This window comes from Kitasatospora sp. NPDC052868 (assembly GCF_044547105.1).
Classification (GTDB): Bacteria; Actinomycetota; Actinomycetes; order Streptomycetales; family Streptomycetaceae; genus Kitasatospora.
In genome coordinates, this window is record NZ_JBITZW010000001.1 from 686,182 (window position 1) to 702,289 (window position 16,108).

Sequence of the window (16,108 nt, forward strand, 5' to 3'; positions counted from 1 at the left end):
CCTTGCGCCCCCTTGAGCGCTCCAATACGCCTCTTGTGCGCCCTGTTGACCGCGTCCGTTCCGCTCGGGATCATGTCGGCGGGGAACTGCACGCTGTGTACATGAGAGATCACCGGGGGCGGTAATGAAGTCCTTCACCAAGGCGGGCCTGGCGGCCGGCGGCGCGCTACTGCTGGCGGCCTGCTCCAGCGGGTCGGGCGGATCCGGCGGTGCGGACGCGCTGCCCGACCGGCCGTCCGCCACCACCTCCTCGCCGAGCCCGAGCCCGACTCCCACGCCGAGCCCGACGCCGACCGTGCCGCCGTACGGACCGACCCTGACCGGCTACATCGACCCGGTCAACACCGCCCTCGGCAAGCTCAGCGCCTCCGCGAGCCTGGACGCCTTCTCCACCGCCCTCCAGGAGGTCGTCACCGCGGCGAACTCGGCCGGCTCCGGCCTGACCGCCGCCCACGAGCCGGCGGCCGTCGGCACCGCCCGGCGCCAGCTGGTGGTGGCCCTCAACCAGCTCTCCACCGACCTGTCCAAGGTCCGTAGCGACATCAAGAAGAAGGGCGTCTGCGCCACCAGCGCCGCGCTGGCCGAGGTCGGCCAGTCCGAGGGCCTGAAGGCGATCCCCGCCGCGCTCGCCCAGATGACCGCCGCGGGGTACGCCACGACCTTCGCCGCCCCGCAGGCCGGTCCCCTGCAGAGCCGCTCGCTGGAGAACGGCACGATGGTCCGCGAGGGCCGGCTCAGGGGTGAGGGCAAGCTCAACGTGGACAACGGCGGCAGCGCCGACGCCGTCGTCTCGCTGGCCAAGGACGGCAAGTCGGTCCACTCGGTGTACGTCGGCAAGGGCAAGAAGGCCTCGATCGAGGGCATCGAGGACGGCACCTACGAGGTCTACTTCTCCGGGGGCGTCGACTGGGACCCGACGATCAAGGCCTTCACCCAGAACTGCGACTTCAGCAAGTTCGACGACACGATGGCGTACGAGACCGGTCGCACCTACGTCTCCTGGTCCATCACCCTTCAGCCGGCGGTCGGCGGGAATGCCAAGACCAGCGACGTCGACGAGAACAGCTTCCCCGCGCCGTAGACCGGTGCGGTCGGTGTGAGGCGGCGCCCCGGTCGGTTCGACCGGGGCGCCGGTGCGTTCGGGGGTGCCTTGCAGGCGGCAGGGCTCAGCCGGACGGGCGGTGCTACCGAAAGGCCGGGAGCAGGGTGCGGGCGACCGCCTCCACCGGGGGCAGGACGCGGGCGGCGGCCTCGCCGTCGCCCAGGAGGTAGCGGTGCAGCGCCCGCTGGTATGCGGCGCCGACGAGCAGCAGGGCGCCTGCGGCGGGGTCGAGGTCGGCGGGGAGCCTGCCGGCGGCCTGTCGGGCGCGCAGGGCGTCGCCGACCGGCCCGAAGGCGAGGTGGGGTCCGATCTCGCCGCCGCGCTCGGCGAGGAGCCCGCGCAGCTGGTGGTCGGACTGGACGGCGCCGAGGATCGGCATGATCCCGAAGTAGAAGCGCTCCAGGCCGGTGAGCATGGCGGCCAGGTCGGCGGCGGGTTCGCCGTCGGCGGGCTCCCGGCCCAGCAGGGCCGCGGCGTCGGAGAACACCGGCAGGTGCAGGCCGACGACGGCCTGGAGCAGCCCGAGCCGGTCCCCGAAGTGGTAGAAGATGCTCGACTCCGCGACGCCCGCCCGGCGCGCCACCTCCTTGGTGGACAGGGCCAGTCCGGCCTCCCCGAGGACCTCCTCGGTGGCCTTGAGCACCGCCTCCCGTACCCCGGTCGAGGGTCGACCGCGTCGCGCCTGGGTCACGTCCTGCCTCCGTTCCCGCGCCGTCCCGAAGGCTCCCCCGGGTCCGCTCGGATTCTTCTTGAGTAATCGCTCAGGAAGAGGTTAACTTACTGACGGATGACTCAGTAATCAGTCTCGGGAGGGAAACCAGATGACCACCGTCGAGTTCCGCAAGGATGCGGTCCGCCGTCTCTACCAGGCGCTCGAGAAGGGCGACCTCGACATCGCCGACGAGCTGTTCACCGCCGACTTCCTCACCAGCGAGGGCCGGCACCAGAACGTCCGCGGCCCGCAGGGCTTCAAGGACGCCATCCGCGAGGTGCACGCCACCCACGCCGACCCGTCGTTCGAGATCCTCGACCTGCTGGGGGAGGGCGAGGACGTCGTCGTCCGCTGGAGGATGACGGCCACGCACTCGGGCCCGCTGATGGGCATCCCGGCCACCGGGCGGCGGGTGAGCATGGAGGCGTTCGCGCTGTTCCGCTTCGTCGGCGACCGGATCAGCGAGCGGCACGCCGTCATCGACCGGCTCGGCCTGGTGCAGCAGCTGCAGGCGCAGTAGCGGACGGACGGCGGGACCGGCCGCCACCACGGGGGGCGGCCGGTCCCGCAGGGCCGGTGACGGGCGGTCAGCGACCGGCGTTGGCGTCGATCTTGGCCTGCAGCGCCTTCAGCAGGTCCTGGAGCAGCCCGATGGTGGTCTCGTCGGTGAGGTTGCCCTCCGCGTCGAAGCGCTCGTGCGAGCGGAAGACGATGACCTCGGGCTTGACCACGATGTCGCTCTCGGTCCACACGAAGACCTGGCGCAGCGCCAGTTGGGCGCGGACGGTGCCGAAGTTGGTCGGGGCGGCGCCGAGGATCGCGGTCGGCTTGCGGTGCAGCGGCAGGCCCTCGGTCTTGGTCCAGTCGGTGCTCAGCCAGTCGAGGGCGTTCTTGAGGACGCCGGGGATGGAGTAGTTGAACTCCGGGGTGGCGATCAGCAGTCCGTCGGCGGCCAGGACGCGGCGGCGCAGGTCGTTGACGACGGCCGGCCGCTTCTCGGGGGTGTCGAGGTCCTGGTCGTACGGCGGGATGTCGCGCAGGCCCTCGTAGATCTCGATCTCCTGGCCGCCGGGGTTGAACTTCCGGGCGGCGCGCAGCAGCTGGGTGTTGTGCGAGTCGGCGCGCAGCGAGCCGGAGATGGCGAGGATGGTGGCGGTGGCCATGGTGGGACTCCTTGGTAAGGGCTGAGCGGGAGCGCGGTGTACGGGTGCGGGCTGTGCGGGTCGTACGAAAGCCTGGTGCCGCCCGTCCGGCGGGCCGGGCGGGCTTCGACACCGAAAAAACTAAACCGCTCAGTTCAATGTGTCAACCAAACGGTTCAGTCTTGACAGTGAACTGATCGGTGTAGTTCATTCGACCCATGACCACCACCACCGCCGCCACGCGGTCCACCGTCCGGGTCGTCCGCCCCTTCCACACCTACGAGGGCGCGGGCTTCCCGGTCCGCCGGCCCTTCCCGACCGAGGAACTCCCCTTCCTGGACCCCTTCCTGATGCTCGACCAGGTCGGGCCGGTGGAGCTCGCCCCGGGCGAGGCCAAGGGGGCCCCGCCGCACCCGCACCGCGGCTTCGAGACCATCCAGTACGTCATCGCCGGGGACATCGCGAACGCCGACTCCCGGGGCCACCGCGCCGTCGTCCGGGGCGGCGGCGTGCAGTGGCTCACCGCCGGCTCCGGCATCGTCCACGAGGCCCTGCCCACCGAGGAGTTCCTCGCCGAGGGCGGCCTCCAGCACATGCTGCAGATCTGGGTCAACCTGCCGGCCCGGCTCAAGGGCACCGCGCCGCGCAGCCAGAACGCCGAGCCCGGCGACCTTCCCGTGGCGGCCGCCGGCGACGGCGCCGAGCTCACCGTCATCGCCGGCTCCACCCACGGCGTCACCGGCCCGTTCGCGACCCACACGCCGATCCTCGTCGTGCACGCCCGCCTCGCCGCCGGCGCGCGCGCCGAGTTCACCGCCCCCGCCGGGCACAACGCGATGCTCTACGCCCTGTCCGGCGAGGCCGCCACCCCCGACGGCAGGATCCCGGACGGCCACCTCGCGGTGCTCGCCCAGGACGGCGAGCGGTTCACCGTCGAGGCCCCGGCCGGACCGGCCGAGGTCCTGGTGCTGGCCGGCGAGCCGATCGGCGAGCCGGTTGCCCGCAGTGGTCCCTTCGTGATGAACACCGTCGCCGAACTGCACCAGGCCCAGCGGGACTTCAGCCTCGGGCTGATGGGTCGACTGCCGCTGTGAGGGCGCTCTTCTCCGCTGGTACGTCCAGGTTTGGCGGTTTTGCGTACCGAACCGTTCAGTTCATATACTGAGAAATCCCCCCACCCTCGGACCGAACCAAGAGGACACCGTCATGGGAGTCGGCGCAGCGGACGCAACAGACGAGTACGGCATCCCGATCATCCCGGACCCCACCGACGCCGCCCAGCGCAAGCGCCAGGCGATCATCGACTCGGCGCTCGCCGAGTTCCTGGCCGAGGGCTACTCCGCCGCGTCCATGGACGCCATCACCAGCGGCTCCGGCGTCTCCAAGGCGACCATCTACAAGCACTTCGGCAGCAAGGAGCGGCTGTTCCTGGCCGTCATCGGGGGCATCCTGCCCAGGACGTACGCCGGCCTCGAATCCTGTACCGCCACCCTCGTCCAGGCCCCCGACCTGCGGGAGGCGCTGATCGACCTCACCGCCGCCTGGGCCCGCATCCTGCTGCGCCCCGACATCATGTCGCTGCGCCGGCTGGTCATCGGCGAGACCGAGCGCTTCCCGCAGCTGGGCCAGCTCTGGTACCGGGTCAGCTACGACATGATCAACGGCCCGCTGACCGAGGCCTTCGCCGAACTGAACGGCCTCGGCAGGCTCGCCACCCCCGACCCCGAGCTCGCCGTCCAGCAGCTGGTGGCCGTCACCCTCGGCCTCCCGCAGCTGATGAGCACCTTCGCCCCCGGCACCGACCTCGCCGAGGACCGGCTGACCGACCTGGTCACCTCCGGCGTGGACCTCCTGCTCGCCCGCTACACCCCGCACCCGGCCGGCTGACCTCCGGAGAGCCTTTTCACCCCCTCCGGGTCCGGACACTCTAGGGTGGGCGGCACGGCCGAGCCGTGAGGCTGCTGTCGGCCGTCGAACTCCCGCCCGTATGCGGTGAGTTCGACGGCAATGCCCGAGGCGCCGCGGAATCCGGTCGGCGCATGACCAGATCGGATCCCTCCATGGCGCGAACCCGGGCGCTGCCCGGCCTGTCGGCGGCCGTCCTCCTGGGGGTGGCACTGCTCTGCGGCGGCTGCGGCAGCGGTGCGGCGCCCGGTCCGACGGCTCTGCAGGATCTGGAGTCGGCGCTCGGGGAGCAGGGCCGGACCGACTTCCGGGACACCTTCGGCACGTTGGCGCTGGACACCGACGGGGGCCGGGTCCTGCTGTACGCGACGGACGACGCGCGGGCCCGGGAGCTGGTGGACGCGGCGGTCAGGGCGCACCCCGGGATCGAGACCGGCCGCACCGCCATCCGGCAGGCGCGTTACGCACGGGCGGTGGCCGACCCGGCGATCGACCGGATCATGGCGGCGGCGACCGCCGGGGCGCTGCCGCTGCCGGTGTACACCGCAGGGCTGCTGCCGGACGCCTCGGGGATCAAGGTGGCGACGTCGGGGGAGGGCGTCGGGTCGAAGGAACTCGCCGCGGCCGTCTCGGCGTTGGCGGGTGGCGTCGAGGTGTCGTACGAGGCCGGCCGCCCGCTGCGGAACCTGGATGCCACGGCGAGGATGGTCCCGCCGGGCACCGCCCCGGTCGGAGGCTGAGCGCCGCCCGACCGACCGGACAGCACCTAGGATCGACGGTTTGAGTCGGGTACGGGGGAAGGGGCGGCAGTGCGCGAGGCGGTTGGGCGCGAGCAGTTGACGGGGGTCGCGAGGGCGGCGTTCGGTGCCGGGCGGGGGCTTGCCGGGGTGTCGAGGCTTCGGGGTGGCAGCAAGAAGGGCGTGTACCGGCTCGCCTTCGACGACGGCTCCAGCGCGATCGCGTACCTCTGGGACGACGCCGAGAACTACTGGCCCGGCGCGTCGGCCGACGGTGCCGGGAGCCTCGCCGACCCGCTGGCACACGCCTGCGGGGTCGAGCTGTTCGAGGCAGCCCACCGGAGGCTGGCCGCCGTCGGGGTCCGTACCCCGCGGGTCCACCTGGTGGACCGCAGCGGGAGCCACTACCCGGCGGACGTCGCGGTGGTCGAGGACGTCCCCGGGGAGCACCTGGAGGCGCTGCTCGAACGCGATCCGCCCGCCGCCGAGGCCACCCTGGCGCGGCTCGCCGAGGTGCTCGACGTGCTGCGGGGGCAGACCGGTCCGGGCTTCGGCAAGCTCGCCCATGTCGACCGCGGGGGCGTGTCCCGCGGCGGTTCGTGCGAGCGGCTCGTCCTGGACCGCGCGCTGACCGACCTCGCCGAGGCCGCCGCCCGCGACGCAAGAGTGGCGACCGTCCGCGACCGGCTGGAGGAACAGCTCCACCTCCGGGCCGGGGCGGTCGGCCCGCGCGCCCGGTACGGGCTGGTGCACGGCGAACTCGGGCCCGACCACGTACTGGTGGACCAGGCCGGGGAGCCGGTGCTGATCGACATCGAGGGGTTGATGTACTTCGACGTCGAATGGGAGCACGCCTTCCTGCGGATCCGCTTCGGCGACCACTACCACCGCCTCCCCTCGGCGGGCCTGGACGAGCGACGGCTGGCCCTCTACGCCCTGGCGATGCGGCTCTCGCTCGTCGCCGGGCCGCTGCGCCTCCTCGACGGCGACTTCCCGCACCGCGAGGCGATGGCGGCGATCGCCGAGTACAACCTCCGGGAGGCGCTCGCCGCGCTGCCGGCCGCCGTCGGCTGAACGTGCCGGGCTCACCCGGTCCGGGCGGCCGTGCCGGGTCGGCGGGGGAAGCGCTGCTGCCAGGTGCGGGTGAAGACGGTGGTGCCCGCCTCCAGGGCCGTGAGGTGCGTGCGGGCGATGAAGTGGGTGGCGTCGCAGCGGAGTTCGGTGCGGGTCTGGAGGGTGATGTCCCAGCCGATGTCGGGGCGTTCCATCCGGAGGGTGTGGTCGGTGCGGGCCTCGGCGCTGAGCGGGTCGTCGGCGAGGATGCGGTAGGCGGTGACGGTGTGCTCGTCGCGGACCAGGCCGTCGGGGTGGGTGCGGGTGCCGTCGGCGGCGGGGGTGAGTTCGGTGCGCCACTCGTGGCGGGCGATGTCGTGGATGGTGAGGCGCTCGGGGCGGGCGGTGAGCGGCTCGGTGAGGTGGACGGGCGGGGGCTCGGGCAGCTGCGGGGGCCTGAAGGTGACGGGGGCGCTGCCCGCGTCGGTGGCCGGGTGACGGACGGGGAGGGCGAGGGTGCTGTGGGAGGGGTCGAGGTTGAAGCCGCCGGTGTCGGGGCCGGGCCAGATCCACGGCCAGTAGGCGGAGGAGAGCGCCAGGCGCAGTCGGTGGCCCGGCGGGAGGGCGTGGCCGGCGGCGGCGAGGTCGAGGGTGGCCTCGACGGTCCTCTCCGTGCTGCTCTCGGTACTGGGGGCGGGGGCCGGGGCGGTGGCGAGGACGCCCCGGGTGATCAGGGTGGAGGTGCCGTCCGGCGCGACGTCGCAGAGGCGGGCGGTGAGGTGGCCGCCGGCGGCGGCGGGGCGCAGCCGGAGCCGCAGTGAGGGGGCGCCGAGCAGTTCGAGCGGCTCCGGCAGCGGCACGGAGTCGAAGCAGACCGAGCGCCCGTCCTCCTCCCGCTGGTCGGGCGGCAGGTCGGCGGCGCGGCCGAGCGGTCGGTGGGCTCCGGCGTTGAGGCCGGTGTGCTGCGGCGAGCGGACGTGGACGAACCGGTTGTCGGAGGCGGTGCCCGCGGTGCGCAGCGGGCCGTCGAGGCCGTAGTGGACGGTGCGGACGGCGGGGGAGGGCCAGGGGTCGTCGCCGGTCCAGCGGCGGCCGAGCCGGCTGCGCAGGGCGGGCTCGCCGAGGATGCCGGTGTCGATGTCGCTCAGCCACTGGTCCCACCAGCGGAGGGTCTCCGGGAGGACGTCGTCGGGCAGTCCGGGCGGCCAGGCCCCGATCAGGACGCGGGTCGGGGCGGGGGAGTCCTCGACCAGCCGCAGTACGGCGGTGCACGAGGGGTCGGTCCAGCTGCTGACCGCGAGGACGGGCGCGGGGACGGGCGCGGGCGCGGGGCCGGGGGGTTCGGCGAGCCAGGAGTGGGCGGGCGGTTCGAGGGCGTGGAGGCGCTCCAGCCACATCCGCCGCCAGTCGTCGCCGGTGTACCTCGGGTCCGGTGGGCGGGCGCCGTCGGCGAGCCGGGCGGCGGCGCGGGTGTGCAGGCCGTCGGCGAGGAGGGCGCCGCCGTGGTGGTGGCCGCCCTCGGGATGGGAGGCGACGACGGCCCGGACGGTGTCGGGGGCGCGGGCGGCCAGGGCCAGGGCGGTGGTGGCGCCGGGGCCGTGGCCGAGCAGGCCGATGCGGCCGGTGCACCAGGGGCGGGCGGCGAGCCAGGCGATCACCTCGGCCCCGTCGGCGAGGACGTCCCCGGGCAGGCCGTCGGAGTTGCCGTGGCCGCGCAGGTCGACCCGGACGCCGGCGTGTCCGTGGCCCGCGTACCAGGGGTGGCGGCGGGCGTCGTCGGCGGCCGTCCAGTCGGTGAGCCGGCCGGCCGAGTACTCCAGCACCGCGGAGACGGGTTCGTCGGTCACCGGGCGCCAGATCCGGGCGAACAGCAGGGTGCCGTCGGACAGTGGGATGCGCAGGTCCTCGCGGGTGGTGCGGTACGGGTACGACGGGGTCGGGTGCGACATGGCGGCTCCCAGCGGTCCCGGTCGGCGGGTCGGCGGGCCCGCGGTGCGGGGGCGGCATGAGCGCCCCCGCACCGCGGGCGTCGGCATTTCGACCCTAGGGGAGGCGGCCGACCTTTTCCTGGCGAGCCGCGGCCGGGCCCGCAGCACGGCCCGCAGCAAGGCCCGCGGCCGGGCCCGTAGCAGGGGTCGCGCCGGCCCGGGCGGCGGGGCTCACGCCTTGCTGAGCCAGGCCGTGGCGTTCAGCGCCAGGGCGGCGTTGGTGCCGGCCGGGTCGTTCCAGCCGTTGAACAGGTTGTTGCCCGACTGCCCGGTGCCGTCGTCGGCCGGGGAGCTGTCGCCCCAGATCGCGACCCGGCCCGAGCCGAAGGTGCTGGTGACGAAGAAGGCGCCGGTGGTGCCGCTGGAGCCCGTGCGGTAGAGCAGGCCCTTGACGGAGGGGTTGTCGGCGGGCTTGAGGGTGAACGTCGTGCCGTTGCGCAGGATCGAGCCGGTGACGGTGCCGAAGGCGCCGTGCAGGACGGGGTCGGCGGCGTCGTTGACCGCGCGCGGGTTGTCGGTGGTGATGTTCTTCAGGTCGACGGAGAACCCGAAGGGGTCGGTGTTGTCGACCCCGTTGGAGGTCAGCAGGTCGTTGATGATCGCCGGGGAGTCCCAGCCGTCGTTGTTGCGGTCGCTCTGGGTGTGGTCGGAGATCAGGAAGAGCCCTCCGCCGTTCTGCACGAAGCGCATGAGGGCGGTCTTCTCGGTGGCGCTGAACCTGGTGTTCGGCTCGGGGACGACGAAGGTGTCGAAGTTGGCGAGGTCGAGCGCGGCGCCGGTGCCGTAGCTGATGGCGGAGCCGGCCGGGAGCGTCTTGAGGCTGTACTGGCCGGTCCGCTGGAGGGCGACGCCCCAGGCGGAGAGGGCGCCGGTCCAGCTCTTCTCGGTGCTGGGGTTGGCGTTCTGGACCAGCGGGTCGGGCTGGGCGGTGCCGATGATCCAGTCGGCGTTGCCGGCGGTCTCGGCCTTGCTGTTGTCGAACAGCACCCGGTGCGGGGTGGCGGAGACGGCTGCCGGGGTGGCGGAGACGGCGGCGGAGGCGGTGGGGGCGAGACCGGTGAGCCCGGCCGCGAGGAGGGCCGAGGCGGCCAGGGCGGCGGCCGTTCGAATGCGGATCATATGCCGTTCCTCCGTGGGGAGTTGAGGTATCGGCGCCCGATTATTCGCGCGTAGAACGTGAGTATCCGCGCGTAGAGGCGGGATCGAAAGGCTCCGGAGGTTACGGGGATTTGTACGGTGCATGACGACTTCCGGGCGCCGGGGAACGCGCCCCTTCGTGCGCCCCGGGTATCCGACCGCTGCCAATCCGTAATTGCGCATGACTTGCAACTACTTCACTGCCGGGGGAAAGATGGCCCAGCTCAGCCCGCTCCCCGAAAGGACGACACGATGTCCAGCCCCGCCGCAGGTGCCACCGCCGTCAGATGGCGCGACCGGCTCACCCGCGACGAGTGGATCCGCCTGGCAGGCATGGGCGGCTTCATCCTCGCGCTGCACGTGATCGGCTGGTTCACCCTGCTCGCGGTTATCGCGCCCGAGCACTACGACGTCGGCGGTCAGGCGTTCGGCGCCGGCATGGGCCTCACCGCCTACACCCTGGGCATGCGGCACGCCTTCGACGCGGACCACATCGCGGCCATCGACAACACCACCCGCAAGCTGATGGGCCAGGGCAAGCGGCCGCTGTCGGTCGGCTTCTGGTTCTCGCTGGGCCACTCCTCGATCGTCTTCGGCCTCTGCGCGCTGCTGGCCTTCGGCATCCAGTCCCTCGCCGGGCAGGTCGAGTCCGACGACTCCTCCCTGCACGAGGCCACCGGCCTGATCGGCGTCTCCGTCTCCGGGACGTTCCTGCTGCTCATCGGCGTGATCAACCTGGGCGCCTTCAACGGCATCCTCAAGGTGTTCCGCAAGATGCGCGAGGGCGAGTTCGACGAGGCCGAGCTGGAGGCGCAGCTGGACAAGCGCGGCTTCATGAACCGGATCCTGGGCCGGGTCACCCGGGCCGTCACCAAGCCCTGGCACATGTACCCGGTCGGCCTGCTGTTCGGCCTGGGCTTCGACACCGCCACCGAGGTGTCCCTGCTCGTCCTGGCCGGCGGCGCGGCGGCCTTCCAGCTGCCCTGGTACGCGCTGCTGGTGCTGCCGATCCTGTTCGCGGCCGGGATGAGCCTGCTGGACACCATCGACGGCTCGTTCATGAACTTCGCCTACGAGTGGGCGTTCTCCAAGCCCGTCCGCAAGATCTACTACAACCTGACGGTGACCGGCCTGTCCGTCCTGGTGGCGCTGGTCATCGGCTCGATCGAACTGGTCGGGCTGCTCGGGGAGAAGCTGGACATCACCAGCGGGCCGGTCGCCTGGGTCGGCGAGCTGGACCTCAACCTCGTCGGCTACGCCATCGTCGGCCTGTTCGTGCTCACCTGGGCGGCGGCGATCGCGTACTGGAAGCTCGGCAGGGTCGAGGAGAAGTGGTCGGCGGGCCTGGCCACGGCGACCGCGGCCGACAAGGGCGAGTAGGTCGGGGTGTAGCGCCGGCACGGCAGCGGCCGGCCGGTCCGGGGGAGTCCTCGGGCCGGCCGGCCGTTTCGCTGCGGGCCCCCGGTCCGGGGGGTCGGGAGCCCGCAGCGCGCGGGAGAGCCCCTCGACGGCTCCGCGGTCCTGGGCGGACCAGCCGGGGCGGTGTCGATCGGGGGCGGGTGGAGCAGCCGATCTGAACCGGTCGATCTGAACCGGCCGGTCCGGAAGCGGCCGGTCTGGATCGGCCGGTTTGAATCGGCCCGTACGGCGGCGGCCGACATGAATCGGCCAAATCAGCGGTTGATGGGGATCGGTGGAAAATCGGACCGATCAGCAGAAAGCCCGTGCGGTGCCGAGTGCGCCGTCCGGACCGGGACGGCGGGGCGGCAGCGGCAGGGCCGGTGCGAAGCGCCCGGCCGGGCCGGCCGCCAGCGCCCGGTCGAGCAGGGCGTGCGCCCGCCGTTCCGCCGCGGCCCGGTCGGGGGCCCGGACGTACAGCACCAGGCCCACCCCCTCGGGCATCGCGCGGGCGCGCACGTGCTCCAGGCCGTCGCCCGGGCTCGCGCACCCCCGCAGGGCGTCCTGGACGGCGGCGGCGTTCGCCTCGCCCGGCGGCCGCTCGGAGACGTCCAGGAGGGTCAGCTGAACGGGGAACACCGGGTGGTCAGTCCCAGCCGATGCCAGGGGTGCCGGCGGGCGAGATGTCCCAGCCGATGCCGCTGCCGTCCGCCGAGGCGTCCCCGCCGGCGGTGGCGACCGTGCTGACGGCGGCGGAGCCGGCGGAGGTCGGCTGTGCGGCGAAGGCGGGCCCGGCGGTCGCGGCGAGGGTGAGCGCGACAGCGGCGGCGGCGAGCAGCCGGACGGTCTTGGGCACGGCGGGTCCTGTTCTGTTCGGGCGGTCGAGTCAGGGCGATCGAGCCGGGGCGGTGCGGTCAGGGCGGTGCGGTCAGGGCGGTGCGGTCAAGGTGGTGCGATCGGGGTGGTGAGGTCGGGCTGGTCGAGCCGCTGCGGACGGCCCGGGCACGGTGCATTCTCCCGGCGCCGGGCCGGGCCGGGCAGGCGCGGTCCAGGGCAGCATCCGGACAGGCAGCTTGCTGCAACGGCGCCGGCACCGGCCCGGCGCCCGCGCGAGTCGAGCGCGTGACCGGATCGCACCTTGCCGCCGCCTCGGCGCCGCTGACAAGATCGCCGGACGGGGGCGGACTGGCTGAAATCAATTCCATGATGATCGGGGGTTGTTGAAGTGCTGGAGTTGCTGGGCCTGGACACCACCGCCGAGGCCGTCTACCGGGAGATGCTGACCGACCCCGAGGGCGGGGTCATCGAGCTGTGTGCGCGGCTGCGGCTGCCCGAGAGCGCCGTCCGCGAGGCTCTGGACCGGTTGGCCGACCTCACCCTGCTGCGCGCCTCGCGCGAGCGCCCCGGCGCCCTGTGGCCGGTCAGCCCGGAGCGCGGCCTGGAGCTGCTGCTGCGCCGCCAGGAGGAGGAACTCGCCCGCCGCCAGCAGGAGTTGGTGGTCTCCAAGGCCGCCGTGGCGTGTGCCGTCGCGGAGTACGCGGCGCTGCGCTCCAGCACCCCGGTGGACGGCGGCGAGCGACTGGTGGGCCTGGACGCGATCCAGTCCAAGCTGGAGGTGCTCACCGCCCGGCTGACCGGCGAGTGCCTGGCGGTGATGCCCGGCGGCGCGCAGTCCGCCGCCAGTCTGGCGGCCTCCCGCCCGCTCGACGAGGACGCCCTGCTGCGCGGGGTCGCCCTGCGGACGATCTACCAGGACAGCATCCGCAACGACCCGGAGAGCCTCGGCTACGCCCGGTGGATGACCGGCCTGGGCGGCAAGGTGCGCACCGCGCCGGTGCTGCCGCCCCGGATGCTGGTCTTCGACCGGCGCACCGCCGTCGTCCCGATCGACCCGGAGAACACCCGGCTCGGCGCCCTGTGCACCGAGGAGCCGGGCATCGTCGCCTCGCTGGTCGCGCTGTTCGAGCAGACCTGGGAGACGGCCGCGCCGCTCGGCGCCGACCGGACCGAGGACACCGGGACGGGTCTGAGCGCGGGCGAGCGGGAGCTGCTGCGGCTGCTCTCCACCGGGCTGACCGACGACGCGGCGGCCAAACGGCTGGGCGTCTCGGTGCGGACGGTCCGGCGGCAGATGGCCGTGCTGATGGAGCGTCTGGCGGCGGCGAGCCGTTTCGAGGCGGGCCTGAAGGCGGCTCAGCGCGGCTGGTTGTAGCGCGCGTCACAGCTTCGGGCCCCCACCTGCCCGGCGGTACCAATTGTTAACCGCCGGGGGCTTGTCGCGTCATTTTCTACGCGCGTATCTTGTCCGCTGCGGGGGGCGTTTCCCGACTCCCGCGCCTGCCTTCTACGCGGGTAGTGCGCGGTGTGCGCCTGCCTGACCCACCCTCACGGTCCGGCGGCCCCACGCTGCCGGGCGATCGTGCCACCCCCGTTGCCGTGCCGCCGCGTGCCACGGCAGACCAAGGAGTCCCGCCCCGGTGACCACGCCCTCTGCTCCCCGCTCGCGCCGCGCGCTGCTGCGCGCGACCCTCCTCCCGGCCGGTCTGGCCGCCTCGCTGGTGCTCGTCCCGCTGCCGGCCGCCGTGGCCGCGCCCTCGGCCGACGCGGTGATCGCCGAGGTGTACGGCGGTGGCGGAAACTCCGGTGCCACGCTGAAGAACGACTTCATCGAGCTGGCCAACAAGGGCGGCGCGGCGTTCGGCCTGACCGGCTGGAGCGTCCAGTACATATCCGCCGCCCCCGGCCCGAACTCCCAGTGGGGTGTCACCCCGCTGACCGGTTCGATCGCCCCGGGCGGGCGCTTCCTGGTGGCCGAGGGCGCCGGCGCGGGCGGCACCGTCGACCTGCCGACCGCGGACGCCGCCGGGTCGCTGGCGCTGTCCGGCACGGCCGGCACCGTCGCGCTGGTCCAGGGCACCGACCCGCTGACCTGCAAGACCGCCGCGGACTGCGCGGCCGACGCCCGGGTGCGCGACCTGGTGGGCTTCGGCACCGCCGTGGTCCACGAGGGCTCCGCCGCCGTCCCCGGCGCCTCCAACACCGCCTCGGTGGCCCGTCGCGCGACCCTGGCCGACAGCGACGACAACGCCGCCGACCTGGTGGCCGGCGCCCCGAGCCCGACCAACAGCAAGGGCGAGGTCGCCGAGGGCTCCACCCCGACCGGCCCGACCGAGCCGGGCAGCGTCCGGATCCACGACATCCAGGGCGCCACCCGCCTCTCGGCCCGGACCGGCAAGACCATCGCGGGCGTGCCCGGCATCGTCACCGGCGTGCGCGGCTACGGCTCCAAGGGTTTCTGGATCCAGGACCCGAACCCGGACGCCGACCCGGCCACCAGCGAGGGCGTCTTCGTCTACACCGGCAGCGCCACCCCGACCGTCAAGGTCGGCGACTCGGTGCTGGTCACCGGCAAGGTGACGGAGTACTACCCGAACTACAACGGCGGCTCGCAGTCGCTCACCCAGCTCACCAACCCGGCCGTCACCGTGCTCTCCTCCGGCAACCCGCTGCCGGCCGCGGTCGTGGTCGACACCCGCAACATCCCCGGCACCTACACCCCGCAGGCCCCGGCCGGCGGCACCATCGAGGGCCTGGCGCTGAACCCGGAGAAGTACACCCTGGACTTCTACGAGTCCCTGGAGGGCATGCTCGTCGAGGTCCGGGACGTCCGGGTGATCCAGGCGACCGACAAGTACAACGAGCTCTGGGTCGCGGCCGACCGGCAGGACCAGAAGAGCCAGCGCGGCGGCGTGCTGTACGAGTCCTACGCCGAGCCGAACGTCGGCCGGCTGATGGTGCAGCAGCAGGCCCCCGTCGCGCAGCAGCCGTTCCCGGTGGCCAACGTCGGCGACGTGCTGACCGGCACCACCTCCGGCCCGCTGGACTACAACTCCTTCGGCGGCTACACCCTGGTGGCCGGCCCGCTCGGCGCGCTGCAGGACAACCACCTCCAGCGCGAGGTCACCGCGCAGCCGGCCGACCGCGAGCTCACCATCGCCACCTACAACGTGGAGAACCTGGCGCCCGGCAACCCGGACTCCAAGTTCGCCGAGCTGGCCCAGGCCGTGGTCACCAACCTGCGCTCGCCCGACGTCGTCACCCTGGAGGAGATCCAGGACAACAACGGCGCCGTCAACGACGGCACGGTGGACGCCACGGTGACCGTCACCAAGTTCATCGCCGCGATCAAGGCGGCCGGCGGTCCGGCGTACGACTGGCGCTCGATCGACCCGCAGAACGGCACGGACGGCGGCGAGCCCGGCGGCAACATCCGCCAGGTGTTCCTGTTCAACCCGCAGCGGGTGTCCTTCACCGACATCCCGGGCGGCGCCGCCACCTCCGCGGTGGACGTGGCCGGCACCGGCGCGGCCGCCGCGCTGACCGCCTCGCCCGGCCGGATCGACCCGACCAACGAGGCCTGGGCCAACAGCCGCAAGCCGCTGGTGGGCCAGTTCTCCTTCCGGGGCAAGAAGGTCTTCGTGATCGCCAACCACTTCAACAGCAAGGGTGGCGACCAGGGCATCGACAGCCGGTTCCAGGACCCGACCCGCAGCTCCGAGGTGCAGCGGACCAAGCAGGCCCAGGCCGAGCAGGCCTTCGTGGCCAAGCTGCTGGCCGCCGACAAGGAGGCGAAGGTCGTCTCGCTCGGCGACTTCAACGACTACCAGTTCTCGCCCGCGCTGACCGCGCTCACCAAGGACGGCGTGCTGCGCGACCTGGTGAACGAGCTGCCGGAGAAGGAGCAGTACTCGTACGTCTACCAGGGCAACTCGCAGGTGCTGGACCACATCCTGGTCAGCCCCGAGGTCGGGTACGCCAAGTACGACGTGGTGCACATCAACAGCGAGTTCGCCAAGCAGGCGAGTGACCACGACCCGCAGGTGGTCCGCATCAAGCCGTAGTGCCAGGCAGGCCGAAGGGGCGGTGACCGGATC

The 16,108-nt window shown here is 73.0% G+C and carries 14 protein-coding genes and 1 pseudogene; 9 read left to right on the top strand and 6 right to left on the bottom strand.

Annotation, left to right across the window (positions count from 1 at the left end; translation table 11 throughout):
- Positions 1 to 124: 124 nt before the first annotated feature.
- Positions 125 to 1,081 (top strand): hypothetical protein, encoded by a 957-nt coding sequence (locus ACIGZJ_RS03015; protein WP_396455611.1) that lies wholly within the window; start codon positions 125 to 127, stop codon positions 1,079 to 1,081.
- Positions 1,082 to 1,184: 103 nt separating this feature from the next.
- On the opposite strand, the gene ACIGZJ_RS03020 is transcribed toward ACIGZJ_RS03015, so the two are convergent.
- Complete coding sequence (locus tag ACIGZJ_RS03020) at positions 1,185 to 1,793, bottom strand: TetR/AcrR family transcriptional regulator (RefSeq protein ID WP_396455612.1); 609 nt, start codon at positions 1,791 to 1,793, stop codon at positions 1,185 to 1,187.
- Between the two features lie 130 nt (positions 1,794 to 1,923).
- Here ACIGZJ_RS03020 and ACIGZJ_RS03025 point away from each other — a divergent pair, with 130 nt between their 5' ends.
- On the top strand, positions 1,924 to 2,334 hold the full coding sequence (locus ACIGZJ_RS03025; RefSeq protein WP_396455613.1) for an ester cyclase: 411 nt from the start codon (positions 1,924 to 1,926) through the stop codon (positions 2,332 to 2,334).
- A gap of 67 nt (positions 2,335 to 2,401) precedes the next feature.
- Here ACIGZJ_RS03025 and ACIGZJ_RS03030 read toward each other — a convergent pair whose 3' ends face one another.
- Entirely contained in the window at positions 2,402 to 2,977 is a 576-nt protein-coding gene (locus tag ACIGZJ_RS03030; protein ID WP_396455614.1) for an NADPH-dependent FMN reductase, read from the bottom strand.
- Positions 2,978 to 3,174: 197 nt separating this feature from the next.
- Between ACIGZJ_RS03030 and ACIGZJ_RS03035 the strand changes: the two genes are divergently transcribed.
- The 4 genes from ACIGZJ_RS03035 (at position 3,175) to ACIGZJ_RS03050 (ending at position 6,672) form a co-directional block, all read left to right on the top strand.
- Positions 3,175 to 4,050 (top strand): pirin family protein, encoded by an 876-nt coding sequence (locus tag ACIGZJ_RS03035; RefSeq protein WP_396455615.1) that lies wholly within the window; start codon positions 3,175 to 3,177, stop codon positions 4,048 to 4,050.
- Between the two features lie 112 nt (positions 4,051 to 4,162).
- The gene (locus ACIGZJ_RS03040) at positions 4,163 to 4,843 is read left to right on the top strand and encodes a TetR/AcrR family transcriptional regulator (RefSeq protein WP_396455616.1); all 681 of its coding nucleotides are present in this window, start codon (positions 4,163 to 4,165) and stop codon (positions 4,841 to 4,843) included.
- 173 nt (positions 4,844 to 5,016) lie between these two features.
- Positions 5,017 to 5,601: a hypothetical protein gene (locus ACIGZJ_RS03045; RefSeq protein ID WP_396455617.1), complete on the top strand. Its 585-nt coding sequence runs from the start codon at positions 5,017 to 5,019 to the stop codon at positions 5,599 to 5,601.
- Between the two features lie 69 nt (positions 5,602 to 5,670).
- On the top strand, positions 5,671 to 6,672 hold the full coding sequence (locus tag ACIGZJ_RS03050) for a phosphotransferase family protein (RefSeq protein WP_396455618.1): 1,002 nt from the start codon (positions 5,671 to 5,673) through the stop codon (positions 6,670 to 6,672).
- Between the two features lie 11 nt (positions 6,673 to 6,683).
- Here the strand turns inward: ACIGZJ_RS03050 and ACIGZJ_RS03055 are convergent, their stop codons facing one another.
- A complete protein-coding gene (locus ACIGZJ_RS03055) occupies positions 6,684 to 8,600 on the bottom strand; it encodes a CocE/NonD family hydrolase (protein ID WP_396455619.1) in 1,917 nt (638 codons plus the stop codon).
- Between the two features lie 213 nt (positions 8,601 to 8,813).
- A pseudogene (locus ACIGZJ_RS03060) lies at positions 8,814 to 9,758 on the bottom strand (hydrolase); the annotation flags it as partial.
- 270 nt (positions 9,759 to 10,028) lie between these two features.
- On the opposite strand from ACIGZJ_RS03060, the gene ACIGZJ_RS03065 reads away from it, so the two are divergent.
- Positions 10,029 to 11,156, top strand: a complete 1,128-nt coding sequence (locus ACIGZJ_RS03065; protein WP_396455620.1) for a HoxN/HupN/NixA family nickel/cobalt transporter — start codon at positions 10,029 to 10,031, stop codon at positions 11,154 to 11,156.
- A 330-nt stretch (positions 11,157 to 11,486) separates the two neighbouring features.
- Here the strand turns inward: ACIGZJ_RS03065 and ACIGZJ_RS03070 are convergent, their stop codons facing one another.
- Both ACIGZJ_RS03070 and ACIGZJ_RS03075 read right to left on the bottom strand, forming a co-directional pair.
- Positions 11,487 to 11,813: a hypothetical protein gene (locus tag ACIGZJ_RS03070; protein ID WP_396455621.1), complete on the bottom strand. Its 327-nt coding sequence runs from the start codon at positions 11,811 to 11,813 to the stop codon at positions 11,487 to 11,489.
- A 7-nt stretch (positions 11,814 to 11,820) separates the two neighbouring features.
- Entirely contained in the window at positions 11,821 to 12,030 is a 210-nt protein-coding gene (locus ACIGZJ_RS03075; RefSeq protein ID WP_396455622.1) for a hypothetical protein, read from the bottom strand.
- Positions 12,031 to 12,399: 369 nt separating this feature from the next.
- Between ACIGZJ_RS03075 and ACIGZJ_RS03080 the strand changes: the two genes are divergently transcribed.
- The gene (locus ACIGZJ_RS03080; protein WP_396455623.1) at positions 12,400 to 13,386 is read left to right on the top strand and encodes a LuxR C-terminal-related transcriptional regulator; all 987 of its coding nucleotides are present in this window, start codon (positions 12,400 to 12,402) and stop codon (positions 13,384 to 13,386) included.
- 265 nt (positions 13,387 to 13,651) lie between these two features.
- The gene (locus ACIGZJ_RS03085) at positions 13,652 to 16,075 is read left to right on the top strand and encodes a lamin tail domain-containing protein (protein WP_396455624.1); all 2,424 of its coding nucleotides are present in this window, start codon (positions 13,652 to 13,654) and stop codon (positions 16,073 to 16,075) included.
- Positions 16,076 to 16,108: the final 33 nt, after the last annotated feature.